Consider the following 17,155-nt stretch of genomic DNA (forward strand, 5'->3'; position numbering starts at 1 on the left):
ATTTTTGGGTGCACTAAAAACAACTTCTCAAAACTCAGTGTTTGAAAGCTCTTACATTTTAGGTTTTCTTTGTTTTTAAGCTACTGATTCCGTTGCTTCGTTCCTATAAACAAAGCGATGGATTTCACCATTGATATCAGAATACTGATAAATCTGTTTTCTGGTATTCTTTGGAAAATCTAAAGATATTGAATTGAAGAACGTATTTCGGGTTTCTTCTGGTAATCGCATGATATTTTCATGCATGATTATAAAACTGCTTTCGTTTTTCATGATTGAATAGATATATCTGGCAATGCGATTGGCAACTGCAATGACCGCTAATTTATGACGCTTTTTATTTCCGTTCTTCACTCTTTCAAATAAGTGTTTAAGAACAGGATTATGTCGTCTGGCAAATTCGGCAATCATGTAAAGAGCGTGTCTCAGGTATTTTGAGCCTTTCTTGGAAATCTTGCCCATGATTTCCACAGACTTGCCAGAACGCTTGTTACGTGGTGATGAACCACTGTAAGAGACATAATGATCAGCATTTTTGAATCTGAAGATGTCTCCGGTTTCAGCGATGATAACAGCGGCAGTCAAAGGACCACAGCCAGTGATGGTCAACAGCAGACTGTAAACATTAAAAGTGGCAGCAAGCTTTCTGATATCTTTTTCAATCAGTTTCAATTGTGTACGAATATGGATGATGCTTTCAACAGTGTTGGAAATAACATATCTCATATGATCGGATACATGTGGAACCAGTGTATCCTGAGCATAATTGAAAAGCTTATCAATCTTATCCATACTGCAGCGATGTCTAGTTGCTTCGTAAACAAGATGAAACACTTCATTTTTGGAAGCATTTATGATATCATGCGAAGTAGGATATTGAGATAAGACAGCCAGGAAAGCAGCTGATTTAGGTTCAAAAACATACTGAAGTTCAGGGAAATAACAATCACAAAGGGCAATGAGACGGTTAGTTTCCTGAGAATAGAGTTTTTTAATCTGATAGTGTCTGTGAACGAGAGCCTTAAGATCTTGATATCCGTTTTTGTTTTCAAAAACAGAATCTGAAACATATTTGACCTGATCATCAGTACCGATAATGGAACAGATGGTTTGAGCATCCAAAGGATCAGATTTAGATATATTATGGCTTTCTCTCCATTTATTAACGAAATCCGTATTAAGCTGATGGATTTCTTCATCGCTATTACAGTTTTGTTTAATAAAGGTGTAGATATTAGTAGAATATATGCCAGTGACTTCCAAAGCAAAATAAGTGTGGAGACAGTACTGATCACTGGAATACTTTCTAACAGTATTTAAAAACTCAACAACTTCAGATTTAATAAACTTAAAAGATAATTTTTTTCTAAGGAAATGAGGTTTGACCGATCTTAATTCAGGGACAGCCAGAACAGCAGCATCAGCCTTGCCTTTAGAGACATCAATGCCAACATAAAGATTGTAATTGTAATTTTTCATAAAAAATGACCTTCTTTCTAAAGTATGTAAATGGTTTTGAATTGCACCTCTAAATCAAGACAAACGCAACCTCGTAAATGCGGAGACAAGTGAGAATACACTGCTGCAACAAACTCATTCGGGTATAAAGTACGCCTTGAACAGAGGATTAAGTCTTTTAGAAGCGGAACATAACAAGATGGCCGCAGGAGAAAAGAATAAAACCTTGATTCAAAACGAAACTATTATCTTAAAAAGAGAGTGTAGAAGCAAGGATTTTTTAAACAACTGAGATATCTCAGTTGTTTAAAAAGAGAAATCCTTAATTCAAACTTCTATACATATTATACGAGGAGAAAATTATGAGTAGTGAATTAGAAAAGATGTATCGTGGTGAATGGTATGATGCAAATAATGATCCACAAATAATAGAAATGCGTATTAAAGCTAAAGATTTATGCTTTGATTTGGATCATTTAAAACCAAGTGAGATGGAAAAAAGAAAAGATGTGATTACTCAGTTATTAGGTTATTATCCTGAAAATTTGGAGTTAATCAGTCCTTTTATATGTGATTATGGTCATTTGATTCATTTGGGGAAAAATGTTTTTATCAATAGTTTTTGTTATTTTATGGATGGTGGCAGTATAACTATTGGTAATGATGTCTTTATTGGACCATATTGTGGTTTTTATACTGCCAATCATGCAATGGATTATAAAGAAAGAAATAGTGGTATAGAAATTGCATTACCTATTCATGTTGGCAATAATGTCTGGTTTGGAGCGAATGTATCTGTGATGCCAGGTGTCACTATAGGCGATGATTGTGTGATTGGAGCAGGGAGTGTTGTGACTAAAGATATACCACCACATAGTTTAGCATGTGGTAATCCATGTCGTATCATCAAACAATGGGATGAAAATCAGAAATCTTTCTGATTTTTTCTTTTTTCTTCATAAATTATTCATATATGTACACTATAATATATACATTATAAATGGAGGAAAATGATGGAAAGTTTTATTTATGATCAGTTAGGGATATTTTTTGTTTATTCTTTTATAGGATGGTTATTAGGAACAATACTAGCGGCTTATCGTCGTCATAAATTTATTGATGTTGGTTTTTTATATGGACCTTATTGTCCGTCTTATGGAATTTGTGGAGTTTTGTTTACGATATTCTTACATGAACTCAAAGGACAATGGTTTTTTCTATTTTTAGGTGGAGCGATTATTGCTTTTGTCGTTGTTTATTTGACTGGTTTTATTTTACAACAGATTTTTCATTATAAATGGTGGGATTATTCACATAAAAGATTTCAGTTTGGAAGTTATGTTCATATGCCTTATACAATTCTTTGGGGGTTGATGGCTGTTATCTGTATTGAATTTGTTGAACCTATTTTATTAAGTGCTTTGCACCTCATACCTATATCAATAAGAGAAATCTTATTGATTATAGGGGTTGTTGTTATGATTATTGATGTTTTAGGAACATTAACAGGGATATTAAGTACACGTTCGCGTGTCAAGAAGGGGCTTGTTAAAGAAGTTTCTGAAAACATGCAAAAAACAGCAGATCGTTGGGGTATGAAAATATCAGAATGGACATTAAAACATTTTGTATCAGCTTATCCACATTTAGATAAAAAGAAATTCTTAATACCCCCTCAAAAAGATCAAATCTTTGCGAAAGGATGCTCTTTTTATAAACTTGTCTGGTTATTTTTTATAGGAGCTTTTCTTGGTGATATTGTGGAAACTATTTTCTGTTATATGACAACTGGGATTATCATGAGTCGTAGTAGTGTTGTTTATGGACCTTTTTCAGTTGTTTGGGGGCTAGGCTGTGCTGTATTGACTTTGCTTTTATATCAATATCGAAATAAAAGTGATCGCTTTATCTTTATGTTTGGAACACTTGTTGGTGGAGCTTATGAATATGCTTGTAGTGTTTTTACAGAAATTGTTTTTGGAACAGTTTTTTGGGATTATAGCCATTTGCCTTTTAATTTAGGAGGACGTATTAATTTATTATTCTGTTTTTTCTGGGGAATTGTCGCAGTTGTATGGATTAAGATGATTTATCCAGTTCTTTCTTCATGGATAGAAAAAATAACATATCGTAAAGGCGTAATCATCACATGGTGTTTTCTTGTTTTTATGACTTTAAATATGATTGTGTCAGGATTGGCTTTGACACGTTATTCACAAAGACAAAATGGGATTGTAGCCCAAAATGTTGTGGAAAGATATATTGATGAAAAATTTCCTAATGAACGAATGGAACGTATTTATCCTAATGCGAAATTTCAAGTCAAAGAACGTTAATATTTTTCATCTAATAACTGGCATAATAATTCCATAGCAATAGGAATATCTTCTAAAGCAAGTCCAGAGTAGTTAATAACAAGGGTATGTAAATCCTGGGGTTGATGATAAAACTGAGAAAGCATACTGATGTTTAAGCCTATCTCTTGGGCTTTTTTAATATTGTCTGATCACTATCAGCAAGTGAGTAATGTAATAAGAAATGAAGACCAGCATTTTCTTCTGTAATTTGTATTTTTGAAAAAACAGGACTTTGTGAAAGTTGTGATAAAAAAGCATCACGAATAGATTTGTAGTAGTTACGCATACGGTTGATATGTTTTTCAAAATGATGGTCTTCAATAAATTTAGCAAGAATGACTTGTTCTAGAAGCGATACACTGCAGGCATAGAAACCTAATTTTTGTTGGAATATTTCTACAAGATGAGCAGGTAAAATCATATAGCTGATACGAAATGATGGAGCTAATGTTTTAGAAAAAGTGTTCATATAGATGACACGTTCATTTTGATCAATTTGAAATAAAGGAGATAAAGGTTTTCCTCGCATACGAAATTCACTATCATAATCATCTTCAATGATATAATGATCGTTTTGTGCCCATTTTAATAGTTCTAAGCGTCTTTGGATAGGCATTGTGATTCCAGTAGGAAAATGATGTTGTGGGGAAATATGAACAATTTGGGCTTGGCTGACATAAAGATTTTTCATATCGATGCCTTGTGAGTCTAAAGGAATGGGATGATAAGTCACATGGTTAATGTGATAAACTTTTGAAATACTTTGATGTCCTGGATTTTCTAAAGCATAAATCTTGTCATGACCTAATAATTGAATTACAAGATTGTATAAATATTCACTTCCTGCTCCAATAATGATTTGTTCAGGTAAAACATTCATCCCACAAAAAGCATAAAGATGTAAGCAGATGGCACGTCTAAGACTATCACAGCCTTGATTGGGGGAACGTGATAAAAGTTCCTGTGATTGTGAAGATAGGATTTGTCGTGTTATTTTAGACCATGTTGAAAAAGGAAATTGTGATGAAGCAACGGTATTGGATTTTAAATCTATACGATAGTTTTGTTGGGGAATTGATGAAAAGTTAGGCGTATGATGAGAAATATAATGGGGATAATGTAACTCACTGACAAAATAACCTTTTCTTTCTTTGGCATAGATATAACCTTCCAATAGCAATTGATGGTATGCATTTTCAACGGTAATTAAACTGACATTTTGATTTTTCGCAAAAGCTCTTTTTGATGGAAGTTTTTCATGAGGTTGAATTTTTTGATGGATAATATCGTTTTTAATACATTCATATAAATATTCATACATAGGTTTATCTTCATGCTCGAAAGAATATGTTAGCATAATAAGTTCACTCCTTTTTCCACATTATAACAAATCTGGTCATATAAAAAAATATAAAACTGGCTATTTTCATATAACCAATAATCGTTTATACTGTGTTACATATTAAGGGGGAATGAATCATGAATACAAAGATATTAAAAATTGTTGTAGTGGGGTTAATGGCAGCATTGTGCTATATTTCTTTTATGTTTTTACAAATTAAGATTCCAACGCCTGCAGGATTTACGTCTTTTCATTTAGGTAATACATTTTGTGTTTTAGCAGCTTTATTATTAGGTGGATTGCCTGGAGGTATCGCAGGAGCGATTGGTATGGGAATTGCAGACTTGTTGGATTCAGCCTATGTGCTTGTTGCACCCAAAACAATGATTCTCAAACTAGGTATTGGAATCATTACTGGTATTGTAGCGCATCGTATTTTCCATATTCAAAAAAAGCAAGGAGCAGCTTTATGGAAAGCAGTCCTTGTATCTACAATAGCTGGAATGTTGTTTAATGTGATTGGAGAACCAATTTTTCTTATTTTTATACAGCTTTTATTTTAGGGGCACCAGATCATGCAGCTAAAGCCTTAGCATCATGGAATGCCATTACAACTTCAGTCAATGCGGTACTTGCTGTTGTATTATCTACAATACTTTACATAATTATGGCTCCAAGGTTACAAAGCAATGGCATATTAAAGAAAATTGCACCGAAGGAATAGTGGAAATCTATTCCTTTTTGTATTATAATATTAAAGGATGCCGACATAGCTCCAATCGGTAGAGCAGGCCACTCGTAATGGTCAGGTTGCAGGTTCAAGTCCTGTTGTCGGCACCATCTGAAATATTAAGGCTCTTGACACAGAGCCCACAAAATACTTTAGATCAAGATGTTCAATCAAATATTCAATAAGTATTTTTTAAATCAAATATGTTGTTAATGATTTGAAGTATTTCAGGGTAAATCTTTTCTTTTTATTATAGAACTGAGCATTTAAGAATTGACAAGTGATTCATAAGAGCTTATCATACATGAATTTGGTTTTTTATATAGATAGACGCATATGCGTCTATTATTTTTTACAAAAAGAGAAATAAATTTGTCAAAATAAAAAAAGTTATTATAATAAAGGCAAGGGGTGATTTGGTGGAAAAGAAATTAATATTTTTAGATGTGGATGGTACATTGACATTGCCTGATGGCAATGCTTCTTCTAAAGTTCAGGAAGCTATTAGACAAGTTCAAAAAAATGGACATGAGGTTTTTTTGTGTACTGGAAGAAGTTATGCAGGGACAAGACCTTTATTACCAATTGGTTTTGATGGCATTATTTGTAGTGCTGGTGGATATATTGAAGTTCATGGACAAAAGATTTTTGAAACATCTCTTTTAGATGAAGATATTCAAAAAGCAAGAGAAGTGTTTGATCAACATCATGTTTTATATAATTTAGAAACAAATTATATGACTTTTCAAGATGAAACAATGAATTATGAATTTGTAAAACATCGCTTAAAAGAAGGTGAAAATTTAAATTCAGAATTACAGCGTTTATTAAATGAACAAAAAGAACATTTCAATATTCATCCTTTAAAAGAATATGATGAAAATCCAATTCCTGTTCAAAAAATATGTTTTATGTGTGAAACAGAAGACCAGTTAGTAGAACCAAAACGAGTTTTATCTGATAAATTTCATTTTGTGATTCATGAAATCTTTTCGCAAGATGTAATTAATGGTGAAATTATTTTAAAAGAAACAGATAAAGGAACTGCAGTACAAAAAGTTTGTGAATATTTAAATATACCTATTGAAAACACTATCGCTTTTGGAGATAGCATGAATGATTGTGCGATGATTCAAGCTTGTGGTCGAGGTGTTGTCATGAGTAATGGTTCTGAAGAATTAAAACAGTATGGTGATGCCATTTGTGAAAGTGTTCAAGAAGATGGCATTTATCATGAATTGCATCGTTTAGGTTTATTTTAATCATAGCAAGAAAGCTATGATTTTTTTAAAAAAGGAATTCTATTATTAATCACTTCTATAAAATATATATTTTATAGAAATGATTTATTTAAACTGTTGTTAAAGCTTTCGCATTTTGAATAAAATAAAAAAATTATAAAAAGTTGGAAATAAAAAAATTGCGTATATAAATAATAGGAGGGTTCTTATTAAAAATGAATATGTTTATAATAAGCAAATATTGTTGTATAATTTCTTTGAGCCCTCCTGGAATATTGTGAAAGGAGGAAACTATCATGAAAATGAAAACGGATCACATAATTAAGGATTTCTTCAAGGACACCACTCGTTTTTCTGACTTGATGAACGCTATTCTATATGATGGTCAGGATGTCATTTAGCCTGTAGAACTTCAATTAATGGATTCAAATGAAATCTTTGTCGGTGAAGTTCTTTCCAAAGAAAGACGACGTGATGTCATCAAGTTGTGGAAAGAAAAAACACACAGGCTATTCTTGCATTGGAAGCACAGGGTCAAATTGATTTTACAATGGTGTCAAGAACACTTCTCTATGATGCATTGACCTACAACATGCAGGATAAGGAATCAAAGAACTACAAGATATTGCCCGTTGTTAGTTTAGTATTATTTCATGGTGAAGGGAAATGGACAGCTGCCTCATCATTGATGGAAAGAATGGATATTCCTGAAAATTTGAAGGGAATACCAAATGATTGGAAGATGAAGATTGTTGACATCAAGGATTTGGATTATCACCTACTTGGAAATGAAGATAATCGTAATGTTGTCAAAGCGGTAAGGAAGATATGGAAAGATCAGTCTGACAATCTTAAAGGATTTTTTGTCACAAAAGCAGTGGCAAGAGTCATTGCCGTATTAACAGGAAAAGAAGAAATCTTAGACCAAATAAAAGGAGATGAAGGAACTGTGGCAATGTGGTCATTTTGGCAAGATATTGAAGATTTAGGTTTTCAGAAAGGAAAAATGGAAACATTAAAAATGATGCTAACGAATCTTTTTGGAAAACTTACACCTGAATTGACATTAAAAATTGAATTAAGTAATAAAGAAAAATTAAATAATCTTACATTACATATTTCAGACATTCATAGTGAAGCTGATGTCTATAAGATACTTGAATAATACAATAAAGGAATTTCGTTAATGATGGCGAAGTTCTTTTTTATCGTTTTTAGAATCAAAAAAGCCTACCGTAGTAGACTTATAAAGGTATTCTCTTTTTGTGAATATCAAATGAGCTGGCAATTAACAGATATAAGAAACCAGTTTGAACAAAGAAAATCGTATAATCCAATACACCATGTATTAAAATCATAACTGTAAAGGAAACAATTAAAGCAACAAGTGTTTTATCTATTTTGAGTTTCCATAAGCGATATAATCTTTGAATATTAGAATAAATATATGGTGTAATTGTTAATAAACCAACAATTCCGAAGCATAGCAATGGATCAAGATAAATGCTATGTGCATGTTCTGTAGGATGACCATTATACAATGAATAAATATGCATATATGTCATAGGACCTTCACCAAATAAAGGATGTGTTTTGATGTTTTGAATGGCTACTTCCCAAATACCAGCACGTGTCATGAAATAATCAATGATATTATCCACACGTGGAAACTGTGATGGATTAAATAAGAAATAAATGCAAACCAGAATGACAAGGGCTAATATTGTAGTACAAGTCTTATAATGCTTATCAATAATTAACATGATTAATATACCACCAGCTAATGCAGGCCATGCTGTACGACAAGCTGTTAATAATAAGACAAAAAGATTTAAAGCAATCACAGCGGCGTAATAAACAAATCTTTTCCATTCTAATTTTATATTTTTAATCTTTAATATTTTATAAAATGTTATACAAACAAAGAATTCTATCATCATTGCATAATAATTCGCATTAAAGAAAACAGAATTGATACGATCTTGAGGTCTATTAAAAATAATAATCTCAAACTGATCAATATTTAAGTCTTTTAAAATACCAATATATTCAATTAAGCCATAAATAGCTGCAAAAATACTTAAGACAACAAGACAATTGGTAATATATTCAAATAATCTTAAAGTAATATGAATGCGATAATACAAAACAAAAGATAAAATAAACAATAATCCAATACTACAAACAAGACCATAATAATTTTGGTAAACCAAAGAAACGATAGCACTTAATAAACAAAAATAAAGAATATATCGACTTTTAGGAATTTGTTTGTAGGCTTCTTGGATTTCACCTTTCCATAATAAACGCAGTGTTAAAAAAATAAGAATAGCCCCACACATATAGAAAGGTAAAAACATAGAAAACACTGCAACAATAATATATCTTTGATGATGTGTAAAATGTGTTTTTAAATAATCTATCCCAAAAATAAAAAACACCTCCCAAACGTATCTCTATTTTACAACATTTCTAAATTTATGTATACTATAAATAACAAAGATAACAAAAATGTAAGAAAAGAGGAAAATATGTTAAAGTATTTGTATATATATAATTATTCACCTCATGAACAAGACTTATGTGAAATGGAATTTAGACGTATTTTTCATGAAGATATGAAAACAAAATACTATATCACGACTCAAGATTTTAATCATACAAGAAGTGGATATATAAGGGGAAAATTAAATATTTTATATGAGAGTTCTTGTTTTGATGAGATTGTCACTTTTATTGAACAACAGAAATATTGTTATTATGATTTTAAAGTGATTTATTTAAAAAATGAAATCAGCCATGTACCTTATCAGGAATCATTAGAAAAATGCAAAAGAGTTGCTTTGCCTATTGCTGGATCAGTCAATATGCATCATCCACGTGTTATTTTTGCTATTACGAAAATACATCAACAATGGTATTTTGGTATTTATGAAGATAATAGGGTTTGGAATGAACATGGTAATAAACCACATTCTTATTCTCATTCATTAGCTTTAAGAGATGCCAGAGCAGTCGTGAATATTGCGATTGGTCAAGATTTGTCAAAGACAATTGTTGATCCATGTTGTGGAATAGGAACAGTTGTTTTAGAAGGATTAAGTATGAAAGCTAATATTGTTGGGTTTGATATTAATAAATATGTGGCTTATCAGGCAAGATTGAATTTAGAACATTATGGCTATGATCCTTTGTTGATACAAAGACAAGATATGAAAACATTGACACAGAAATATGATGTCTGTATTTTAGATATTCCTTATGGGGTTTATAGTCCTTTTACATATCAGCAACAATGTGAACTTTTAGAAAAAACAAGCGATCTTGCCAAAGAACTTGTTTTGGTATCACATATTTCCATGAATGAAAAATTAGAAGATATAGGTTATCATATTGAAGATCAGGCAATGATACAAAAAGGGAGTTTTCAAAGATATATAACATACTGTAAATAGGAGCGGGGAAAATGAAACATATTTTTATGATGCATGATACAAAGCGTCATCATGATTTAGAAGGCATGATTCATGAAGTCATGCAAGAATATTCATATGAAGTGATTTATACAACATCTATGAAAGATAGTCAAAAATATATTCAAGATTGCTTAGAACCATCACGTTTTTATGCTGTAGGGGGAGATGGCACAATCAACGGTTTATTACAGGCACTTGTTTATACGAATCATGAGCTTGTAATTTTGCCTTATGGCACAGGCAATGATTTTTGTCATACACTAACAAAAGAAAAAATCTCAAGAAAATATTGAAACAGTCTTTACAACAAACAAGTCAAAAAGTAGATACCATACAAATTAATCAACATTATTATTTGAATTCAGCATGTTTTGGATTGGATAGTATCATCGCAAACCATGTTCATGATATATCAGATATTCCACTTGTGCCTGAATCTCAAAGTTATATTGTTTCTATCTTTAAACAAGTTTTTCGTTATCAAAGTCAACATGTTAAAATTGTAAGTGATGGGAAGTGTCTTTATGATCATCCCGTTATTTTATGTACAGTAAATAATGGGAAGTATTATGGTGGTGGTTTTCAAATCACGCCTCAAGCCAATATTCAAGATGGTTATATGGATATCTGTATTGTAGACCGTGTACCTAAAATAAAAATACCATATCTGGTCACTTATCTTCTTTCTCATCGACTTCATAAAAGACATGAAGTACATTTCTTTAAAGTGAAAGAAGTGACTGTTTATAGTCAGACAAGTTGTAATGTTGATGGAGAAGAAATGCAAGGAGATACATATCATCTACAAATTTGTCCACAATCACTTCAACTTGTGATGTATGGGGATTTTAAGTAAAAGATTTCATTGGAAAGATTATCTTTTTAATGAATCTTTTTTTATTGAAATATCATATATGCTTATATATAATGTGATGCTCTTTTAATGAAGTTTAATTTCAATCAAACTTCTACACTTAATCCATAAAAAATGAGTAGTTATCATTTAACGATAACTACTCATAAATCATTTGACATAATATTTATTTTAAAGCTTTTTTCTTTTTGTTAAGAATAAGAATTGCAGCACCAACAAACGCTAATGAAGCAATAGATGCATATAATACAATATCACTATCATCAGAAGTTTTTGGTTTTGAATCAGTTGTATTCGTATTTGTTGTAGAAGCAGCAGATTGAGATGGGTTAGGTTGAGTTTCTACAGCTGATTTGTTTGGTGAAGATGTTGTTTCATTTGAATCTTCACTAGGTTTCGTAGTATGAGAAAGATCTTCGTTAGGTTTTATTGTATCTAATGGTTGATCTTCTAGAGTAGTTGGTTTTTGAGTGTCTTGTTTTGTGACAATGACATCAATTTCAATCGTTTTTCCATTAGCATTAACAACAATCTTTGTTTGACCTTCTCCTACAGCAGTAATAACACCATCTTTAACAGTTGCTACTTTTTCATCTTTTGAACTCCATTTTAATGGAATGTTGTTACCATCATAATCTTTAGCAGTGACATTAACTTTGACAGTATCACCGATTTTTAAATTTGATGACAAAGCAAATATTGCTAAAATAATTTCTAGTAAAATCAATAAATATTTTGGCATTTTCATCTACTCCTAGTAGCTTAAATTGGAACAGTTGCATACTTAACGATTTGTTTGTTATTCTCTTTATTTCCCATAAAAGTTAAAGAAATCTCATAACCACGAGGAATAATGGCAACGTTATTTGCACTTATATCCCCGTATTCATCGTAGGTACGCCCTAGAAAGTGCTTCCCATCTGCTGATTTACAGGTAAAACTACTACAACTAGCTTTCATAAAATATTCTCTTAATCTTAGTTTACAATAATAGCATAAACTATACACTAAGTATAAAGTCAATAGGTTATATTCTGATAGTCATAGATAAAGAAATTCATTTTAGCTGACTGTCCGTTGATGTTGAAGATATGCTCTTTTTCGCAACGTCGTGTCAAGCCTTGATGTTCATAAAATCCATAGTTACAGCTTGTGTCCGTAAACAAGTAAAATTCATTTAGGCTTCGACGTTTCATATAATCAAGAGCTGACTGGAAAAGTTGTTTACCTATCCCTTTTCCCTGACAGGAAGAACTGACGGCGAATAGAGCTAATTCTGCTGGATATGTTTTTTGACAATCATTCAACAACTGCCTGTCTATTCCGTTTACATTTTTAAAGATTTGGGAAACTTTTCTTCCTTCACTGGAAAGATACAGCTTTAGAATAGATTTAATCTGTCTATAACGATTATAGAGGGTACATCTATGGGCTTTGATGTCTTTTACTAAAATTATTCCTACTATTTCATCATTGAGTATGGCTACCTGTGAATAGGTATAATTCGTTAGACAACTGCTCAAAAAGACTTCTGCCAGCTTGGAAGCTGTTTTGGGACTGCTAAATTCATCATAGTGCCATGTTTCTCTGATAATTTCTTTTAAAGGCTGAAAATCCTGTTTCTGATATTCTCTAAATTTTATCTGCATTGCAATATCTCCTTGTACTTGTATTTTACATCTACTATAATAATCTTTACAGTAACTGTAATGTCAATACTGTGAAAGGAGATTTTTAGAAATGACACATACCAATATAAAAATGACAACAGCTCAGTTTGCAAAACTGCATAAAGTCAACAAACGAACACTGCATTATTACGATAATATCGGACTGTTCTCTCCCTCGACAAAAGGTGATAATGGCTATCGTTACTATGATGTATCACAGAGTATAACATTTGAGTATATCCGTATGCTGAAAGAAATGAATATGAGCATAGAGGAAATTACAGATTACTATAAACATCCCACAGCAGATAAATTCTTGAAAATTGCAGATATGAAAGAAACAGAATTGGATTTGGAAATCCAAAAGTTGAAACGCATTAAAAAAATATTAAAGGCAAAAAAAGACCAAATACGCCTTTGTGAAGATTTACAGGAACAGGAAATCAGAATTGAAGAATGTAAGGCGGTGAAACTATCTGTGTTACCCTACGATTTTGTTGATGATGATATATCGCATATTTTCGCTTTTCTTAACGATAATTGGAGCATAGAACAAATACGCATGGGAGTGGGAAGTTTTATTTCACTTGATAAAGTAATCAATAAAGCTTTTGAACGGTATGATGGGATTTATACTTATATGCTAGGAAAAACTACCGTATCTGATACGCTTGTCAGATCAAAAGGAAAATATCTTTGTGGCTATCAGAAAGGCAGTTGGGATAAAGCCCCCGCCATGTATGAGAAAATGATAGCCTATGCACGTCAAAATAACCTTATGCTGACAGGATATGCCTATGAAATAGGACTGAATGAATTTACCATTTCCAGCCCAGAAGAGTATGTTACAAAGTTTATGATTAAGATTGAGGAAAAGTATTGACTTTACACTTACTGTATAGTTTATACTAAAAAATATTATTTTAAGGTGGTGTCAAAAATGAAATGGATATTTCTCTTGCTGATTGTCGTAATTAAAATAATCTTGGATAAAGGATTGGTATTAGGACTTGTTTTATTATCGGTTTGGTTTAAAGGAAAATCAATTAAAAATTCTACCCTTGCATGGAACAAATATTTTCTGTCCATGAAAGAGAGCTTCTTAACTAAATATTTTATCGTACTTTATTTTATTTCCACTGTTTTATCTTCCTGTATTGCTTATGTGCTTTTCAGTGTATTTGAATTTCAAAATCCTCTGCTTAAGACAATTCTGCTTGCTATAGTGTGTATTGTACTTTCTATAAAGAGGTATAAAGTGAAAGGAAAGCAGGCAATAAAGGACGGATTAGATAAGGCTCAAAAATCTGTGGTAGAGGAAGAAATGGAAAAAGTTTAGGAGATTGATAAGATGATTGGACTTAAAAACGAGATATAAAAAAGCAATGAAGTTTGAAATCAAACGAAGTAATCAATGGAATAAAGAAAGAAAATATAGGGAGATACACAGTTATTTGTGCTATCTCCCTTAGCCGTTTTATCATCATATCAAGGCTCATTCAATCGTGGTAAAATGAATGTTTTCCTATACTTCAAAATGCTTGAAAGTATTGTATTTATGCGGATAATCAAAAATCAGATATAAAATTTAAATCAAATTTTTTATAATATTTAGAAAATAAATTCTTTTCATTCAATTCATAGACTTCATTTTTTATACAATAGTAAGATTGTCCATCTTGAAAATAAATATCTAGTACTGTTTGTGAATCTCTAATATTAGAAACAATTATAAATGATTTAGATGTTTGTGTTGTTCCAAAAAGAATAGTAGGAATACGAGTATAACGGTAAGACATTTCTACAGGTATCCTTAAAGATGCATGAAAATTATGATTGGTTGTTTTAACATCATTTGTATACATTGCTAGTATATGAAAAATATCTTCAAAGTTATGATGAAAAGGCATGGCTAAACAACTGCCTTTCTTTTGCAGTTCATCTTCATTTATTGGGAGTTTTCCTTTATATAAATATTGGGACAGTTCTAATATTTTTTGTTTTGATAAAGATTTAAAAACAATATATCCTGTAACTTGATTATCTAAGTAGAGTTCATCTAGAGTCATGATAAACACTTCCTTTCCTTTTTATTTTATAACATATAATAAAGATAATCTATATAAACTGTTTTTTAACAAAAAAACACCAGACATAAATCTAGTGTTTATATTCTTCAGCAAAGAAAACTTGATGCCATAATGAGAAACAGTAAACTGTCCATATTTTTTTATAATAGTCATGTTTATGATTTTTATGGTCTTCTAACATTGATAATAATTTTTGATCATCAAAGAGTTGTTTAATAATAGGTGTTTGTAATCCTTCATACACTTTTTGATAAAGATCATCTTCACGCATCCATTCTCTTAATGGAACAGGGAATCCTAATTTCTTTTTCTTATAAGCTTCATTAGGAATGACTTTTTTGCGGCTTGTCTTAATAAGACTTTTGTGTTTTCTTTTGTGACTTTTTGATTATCTTTTAATTGACTAGCCACTTGGAATACTTCTTTATCTGTAAAAGGTACACGACTTTCAATGGAATGAGCCATTGTCATCTTATCACCTTTTTGTAAAATATCTTTAATAAACCATGTCTGCAAATCAAAAGCTTGTCTTTTTTGAATATTGGTTGCCTTTTTGACATAATCAAAGACATTGCCTACAATATCTTGATGACTATGTAAATGACTTGTATCTTTTAATAAATGTTTACAGTCATTATCTGAAAAGACAGGATTGACACCCACATAATAATCTTCAATACGTTCACCATTTCTAATTAAGAAAGGGACACCTTTAAATGTAGGAAGGTGTTTACATAAAGAAGCAATCGCATGTCTAATAAAGAATGGTAACTTTCCATAAATACCACTATCAATATCACCACGATAAGTATTATATCCACCAAAGAATTCATCTGCGCCTTCGCCAGATAAAACAACTTTAACATCCTGACTAGCAAGTTGACTAACAAAATATAATGCGACAGCAGCTGGATCAGCAGTTGGTTCATCTAAATGATACATAATCTTGGGTAAAACTTGAAGATATTCTTCTTTAGAAATAATCTTGCTTTTATTTTCAATACCTAACTGTTGTGTTAAATCTTTAGCATAGCTAATTTCATTATATCTTTCATCATTATATCCCACTGTATAAGTATGTTGTGGTCTAGCTAGTGAAACAAGATATGATGAATCAATACCACTACTTAAAAATGAACCAACTTCAACATCAGCAATCAAATGGTGTTGAATAGAATCTTTCATAATTTGATCAATGGCTGCAATCATTTCTTGATCTGTTTTATATTGGTCTTTAAAAGCAATAGAATAATAACGTTTGATTTCAATAGATTGATTCTTATAAATCAAATAATGTCCTGGTAATAATTGTTTTACATTTTTAAAGAATGTATTTTCACCAGCCACATAATTCATCTTTAAATAAATATCTAAAACATCAGTATTTAATTCCTTATGAAAATCAGGATGATCTAAAAATCCTTTGATTTCACTAGCAAATAAGAAATGTTGAGGATCATTATAATAATAGAAAGGTTTAATGCCAAAATGATCTCTAGCACAGAATAATTCATGTGTCTTTGTATCGTATAATGCAAAGGCAAACATTCCTCTTAAATAATTCACAACATCATAACGATATTCTTGAAATCCATGTAAAATGACTTCTGTATCACTATGTGTTAAAAAAGTATGACCTTTAGCTTCTAAATCTTTTTTAATTCCAAATAATTATAAATTTCTCCATTAAAAACAATAACGAGATTGTCTGATTTCATAGGTTGTTGACCACCAGCTAAATCAATAATTGATAAACGGCGATGTCCTAAAGCTACATATTCATCAATAAACTGACCTTCACCATCGGGACCTCTATGGGCAATTCGATCCATCATTTTTTTTAATATTTGACTTGCATTTTCATTGGTTGGTGCGAATCCAACTATTCCACACATTATAATCACATCCTTCGTGAAA

The 17,155-nt window shown here is 31.2% G+C and carries 18 protein-coding genes, 1 tRNA gene and 1 pseudogene; 11 read left to right on the top strand and 9 right to left on the bottom strand.

All coding sequences use genetic code 11. The annotated features are described in order from the left end of the window. Nucleotides 1-75: 75 nt before the first annotated feature. Complete coding sequence (locus tag NMU03_RS08780; RefSeq protein ID WP_290137705.1) at nt 76-1,479, bottom strand: IS110 family RNA-guided transposase; 1,404 nt, start codon at nt 1,477-1,479, stop codon at nt 76-78. 341 nt (nt 1,480-1,820) lie between these two features. Between NMU03_RS08780 and NMU03_RS08785 the strand changes: the two genes are divergently transcribed. Both NMU03_RS08785 and NMU03_RS08790 read left to right on the top strand, forming a co-directional pair. Then, a complete protein-coding gene (locus NMU03_RS08785) occupies nt 1,821-2,399 on the top strand; it encodes a sugar O-acetyltransferase (protein WP_290137706.1) in 579 nt (192 codons plus the stop codon). Nucleotides 2,400-2,471: 72 nt separating this feature from the next. Then, nucleotides 2,472-3,794: a putative ABC transporter permease gene (locus NMU03_RS08790; protein ID WP_290137708.1), complete on the top strand. Its 1,323-nt coding sequence runs from the start codon at nt 2,472-2,474 to the stop codon at nt 3,792-3,794. On the opposite strand, the gene NMU03_RS08795 is transcribed toward NMU03_RS08790, so the two are convergent. Next, on the bottom strand, nt 3,791-3,919 hold the full coding sequence (locus NMU03_RS08795) for a hypothetical protein (RefSeq protein ID WP_290137710.1): 129 nt from the start codon (nt 3,917-3,919) through the stop codon (nt 3,791-3,793). The two genes, NMU03_RS08790 and NMU03_RS08795, sit on opposite strands and share 4 nt — an antisense overlap. Nucleotides 3,920-3,933: 14 nt before the next feature. Next, nucleotides 3,934-5,172 carry a MocR-like pyridoxine biosynthesis transcription factor PdxR gene (gene pdxR / locus NMU03_RS08800; RefSeq protein WP_290137711.1) on the bottom strand — a complete coding sequence of 413 codons (1,239 nt, stop codon included), beginning with the start codon at nt 5,170-5,172 and terminating at the stop codon, nt 3,934-3,936. Nucleotides 5,173-5,294: 122 nt separating this feature from the next. On the opposite strand from pdxR, the gene NMU03_RS08805 reads away from it, so the two are divergent. The 4 genes from NMU03_RS08805 to NMU03_RS08820 all read left to right on the top strand — a co-directional run bounded on the left by NMU03_RS08805 (nt 5,295) and on the right by NMU03_RS08820 (nt 8,293). Beyond that, the gene (locus NMU03_RS08805) at nt 5,295-5,720 is read left to right on the top strand and encodes an ECF transporter S component (protein ID WP_290137713.1); all 426 of its coding nucleotides are present in this window, start codon (nt 5,295-5,297) and stop codon (nt 5,718-5,720) included. A 200-nt stretch (nt 5,721-5,920) separates the two neighbouring features. Continuing rightward, a tRNA-Thr gene (locus NMU03_RS08810) sits at nt 5,921-5,997 on the top strand. A gap of 309 nt (nt 5,998-6,306) precedes the next feature. Then, on the top strand, nt 6,307-7,149 hold the full coding sequence (locus tag NMU03_RS08815) for an HAD family hydrolase (protein ID WP_290137715.1): 843 nt from the start codon (nt 6,307-6,309) through the stop codon (nt 7,147-7,149). A 466-nt stretch (nt 7,150-7,615) separates the two neighbouring features. Next, nucleotides 7,616-8,293: an Rpn family recombination-promoting nuclease/putative transposase gene (locus NMU03_RS08820; protein ID WP_290137716.1), complete on the top strand. Its 678-nt coding sequence runs from the start codon at nt 7,616-7,618 to the stop codon at nt 8,291-8,293. Nucleotides 8,294-8,372: 79 nt separating this feature from the next. Here the strand turns inward: NMU03_RS08820 and NMU03_RS08825 are convergent, their stop codons facing one another. After that, a complete protein-coding gene (locus tag NMU03_RS08825) occupies nt 8,373-9,569 on the bottom strand; it encodes an O-antigen ligase family protein (protein ID WP_290137717.1) in 1,197 nt (398 codons plus the stop codon). Between the two features lie 90 nt (nt 9,570-9,659). Between NMU03_RS08825 and NMU03_RS08830 the strand changes: the two genes are divergently transcribed. From NMU03_RS08830 to NMU03_RS08840, 3 genes are read left to right on the top strand one after another with little or no spacing between them, the layout of a single operon-like run. Continuing rightward, nucleotides 9,660-10,583: a TRM11 family SAM-dependent methyltransferase gene (locus NMU03_RS08830; RefSeq protein ID WP_290137718.1), complete on the top strand. Its 924-nt coding sequence runs from the start codon at nt 9,660-9,662 to the stop codon at nt 10,581-10,583. Between the two features lie 11 nt (nt 10,584-10,594). Further along, entirely contained in the window at nt 10,595-10,897 is a 303-nt protein-coding gene (locus NMU03_RS08835; RefSeq protein ID WP_290137720.1) for a diacylglycerol/lipid kinase family protein, read from the top strand. Next, nucleotides 10,894-11,460: a diacylglycerol/lipid kinase family protein gene (locus tag NMU03_RS08840; protein WP_290137722.1), complete on the top strand. Its 567-nt coding sequence runs from the start codon at nt 10,894-10,896 to the stop codon at nt 11,458-11,460. Before NMU03_RS08835 ends, NMU03_RS08840 begins: the two co-directional genes overlap by 4 nt. Before the next feature lie 184 nt (nt 11,461-11,644). Here NMU03_RS08840 and NMU03_RS08845 read toward each other — a convergent pair whose 3' ends face one another. From NMU03_RS08845 to NMU03_RS08855, 3 genes are read right to left on the bottom strand one after another with little or no spacing between them, the layout of a single operon-like run. After that, nucleotides 11,645-12,220 carry a sortase B protein-sorting domain-containing protein gene (locus tag NMU03_RS08845; RefSeq protein ID WP_290137723.1) on the bottom strand — a complete coding sequence of 192 codons (576 nt, stop codon included), beginning with the start codon at nt 12,218-12,220 and terminating at the stop codon, nt 11,645-11,647. Nucleotides 12,221-12,240: 20 nt separating this feature from the next. Next, complete coding sequence (locus NMU03_RS08850) at nt 12,241-12,438, bottom strand: hypothetical protein (protein WP_290137724.1); 198 nt, start codon at nt 12,436-12,438, stop codon at nt 12,241-12,243. Nucleotides 12,439-12,497: 59 nt separating this feature from the next. Beyond that, a complete protein-coding gene (locus NMU03_RS08855; protein ID WP_290137726.1) occupies nt 12,498-13,127 on the bottom strand; it encodes a GNAT family N-acetyltransferase in 630 nt (209 codons plus the stop codon). A 91-nt stretch (nt 13,128-13,218) separates the two neighbouring features. Here NMU03_RS08855 and NMU03_RS08860 point away from each other — a divergent pair, with 91 nt between their 5' ends. Next, on the top strand, nt 13,219-14,031 hold the full coding sequence (locus NMU03_RS08860) for a MerR family transcriptional regulator (protein WP_290137728.1): 813 nt from the start codon (nt 13,219-13,221) through the stop codon (nt 14,029-14,031). A 57-nt stretch (nt 14,032-14,088) separates the two neighbouring features. Beyond that, on the top strand, nt 14,089-14,487 hold the full coding sequence (locus NMU03_RS08865) for a hypothetical protein (RefSeq protein ID WP_290137730.1): 399 nt from the start codon (nt 14,089-14,091) through the stop codon (nt 14,485-14,487). Between the two features lie 229 nt (nt 14,488-14,716). Here NMU03_RS08865 and NMU03_RS08870 read toward each other — a convergent pair whose 3' ends face one another. Continuing rightward, nucleotides 14,717-15,217 carry a hypothetical protein gene (locus tag NMU03_RS08870; protein WP_290137732.1) on the bottom strand — a complete coding sequence of 167 codons (501 nt, stop codon included), beginning with the start codon at nt 15,215-15,217 and terminating at the stop codon, nt 14,717-14,719. A gap of 91 nt (nt 15,218-15,308) precedes the next feature. After that, nucleotides 15,309-17,133: pseudogene (asnB, locus tag NMU03_RS08880) on the bottom strand (asparagine synthase (glutamine-hydrolyzing)). Nucleotides 17,134-17,155: the final 22 nt, after the last annotated feature.

This window comes from Allocoprobacillus halotolerans (assembly GCF_024399475.1).
GTDB classification, from domain to species: domain Bacteria; phylum Bacillota_I; class Bacilli_A; order Erysipelotrichales; family Coprobacillaceae; genus Allocoprobacillus; species Allocoprobacillus halotolerans.

Coding starts and splice junctions, on each gene's coding strand:
- NMU03_RS08780 (WP_290137705.1), bottom strand. CDS start 1,479: ATGAAAAATTACAATTACAATCTTTATGTTGGCATTGATGTCTCTAAA.
- NMU03_RS08785 (WP_290137706.1), top strand. CDS start 1,821: ATGAGTAGTGAATTAGAAAAGATGTATCGTGGTGAATGGTATGATGCA.
- NMU03_RS08790 (WP_290137708.1), top strand. CDS start 2,472: ATGGAAAGTTTTATTTATGATCAGTTAGGGATATTTTTTGTTTATTCT.
- NMU03_RS08795 (WP_290137710.1), bottom strand. CDS start 3,919: ATGCTTTCTCAGTTTTATCATCAACCCCAGGATTTACATACCCTTGTT.
- pdxR (WP_290137711.1), bottom strand. CDS start 5,172: ATGCTAACATATTCTTTCGAGCATGAAGATAAACCTATGTATGAATAT.
- NMU03_RS08805 (WP_290137713.1), top strand. CDS start 5,295: ATGAATACAAAGATATTAAAAATTGTTGTAGTGGGGTTAATGGCAGCA.
- NMU03_RS08830 (WP_290137718.1), top strand. CDS start 9,660: ATGTTAAAGTATTTGTATATATATAATTATTCACCTCATGAACAAGAC.
- NMU03_RS08835 (WP_290137720.1), top strand. CDS start 10,595: ATGAAACATATTTTTATGATGCATGATACAAAGCGTCATCATGATTTA.
- NMU03_RS08845 (WP_290137723.1), bottom strand. CDS start 12,220: ATGCCAAAATATTTATTGATTTTACTAGAAATTATTTTAGCAATATTT.
- NMU03_RS08850 (WP_290137724.1), bottom strand. CDS start 12,438: ATGAAAGCTAGTTGTAGTAGTTTTACCTGTAAATCAGCAGATGGGAAG.
- NMU03_RS08855 (WP_290137726.1), bottom strand. CDS start 13,127: ATGCAGATAAAATTTAGAGAATATCAGAAACAGGATTTTCAGCCTTTA.
- NMU03_RS08860 (WP_290137728.1), top strand. CDS start 13,219: ATGACACATACCAATATAAAAATGACAACAGCTCAGTTTGCAAAACTG.
- NMU03_RS08865 (WP_290137730.1), top strand. CDS start 14,089: ATGAAATGGATATTTCTCTTGCTGATTGTCGTAATTAAAATAATCTTG.
- NMU03_RS08870 (WP_290137732.1), bottom strand. CDS start 15,217: ATGACTCTAGATGAACTCTACTTAGATAATCAAGTTACAGGATATATT.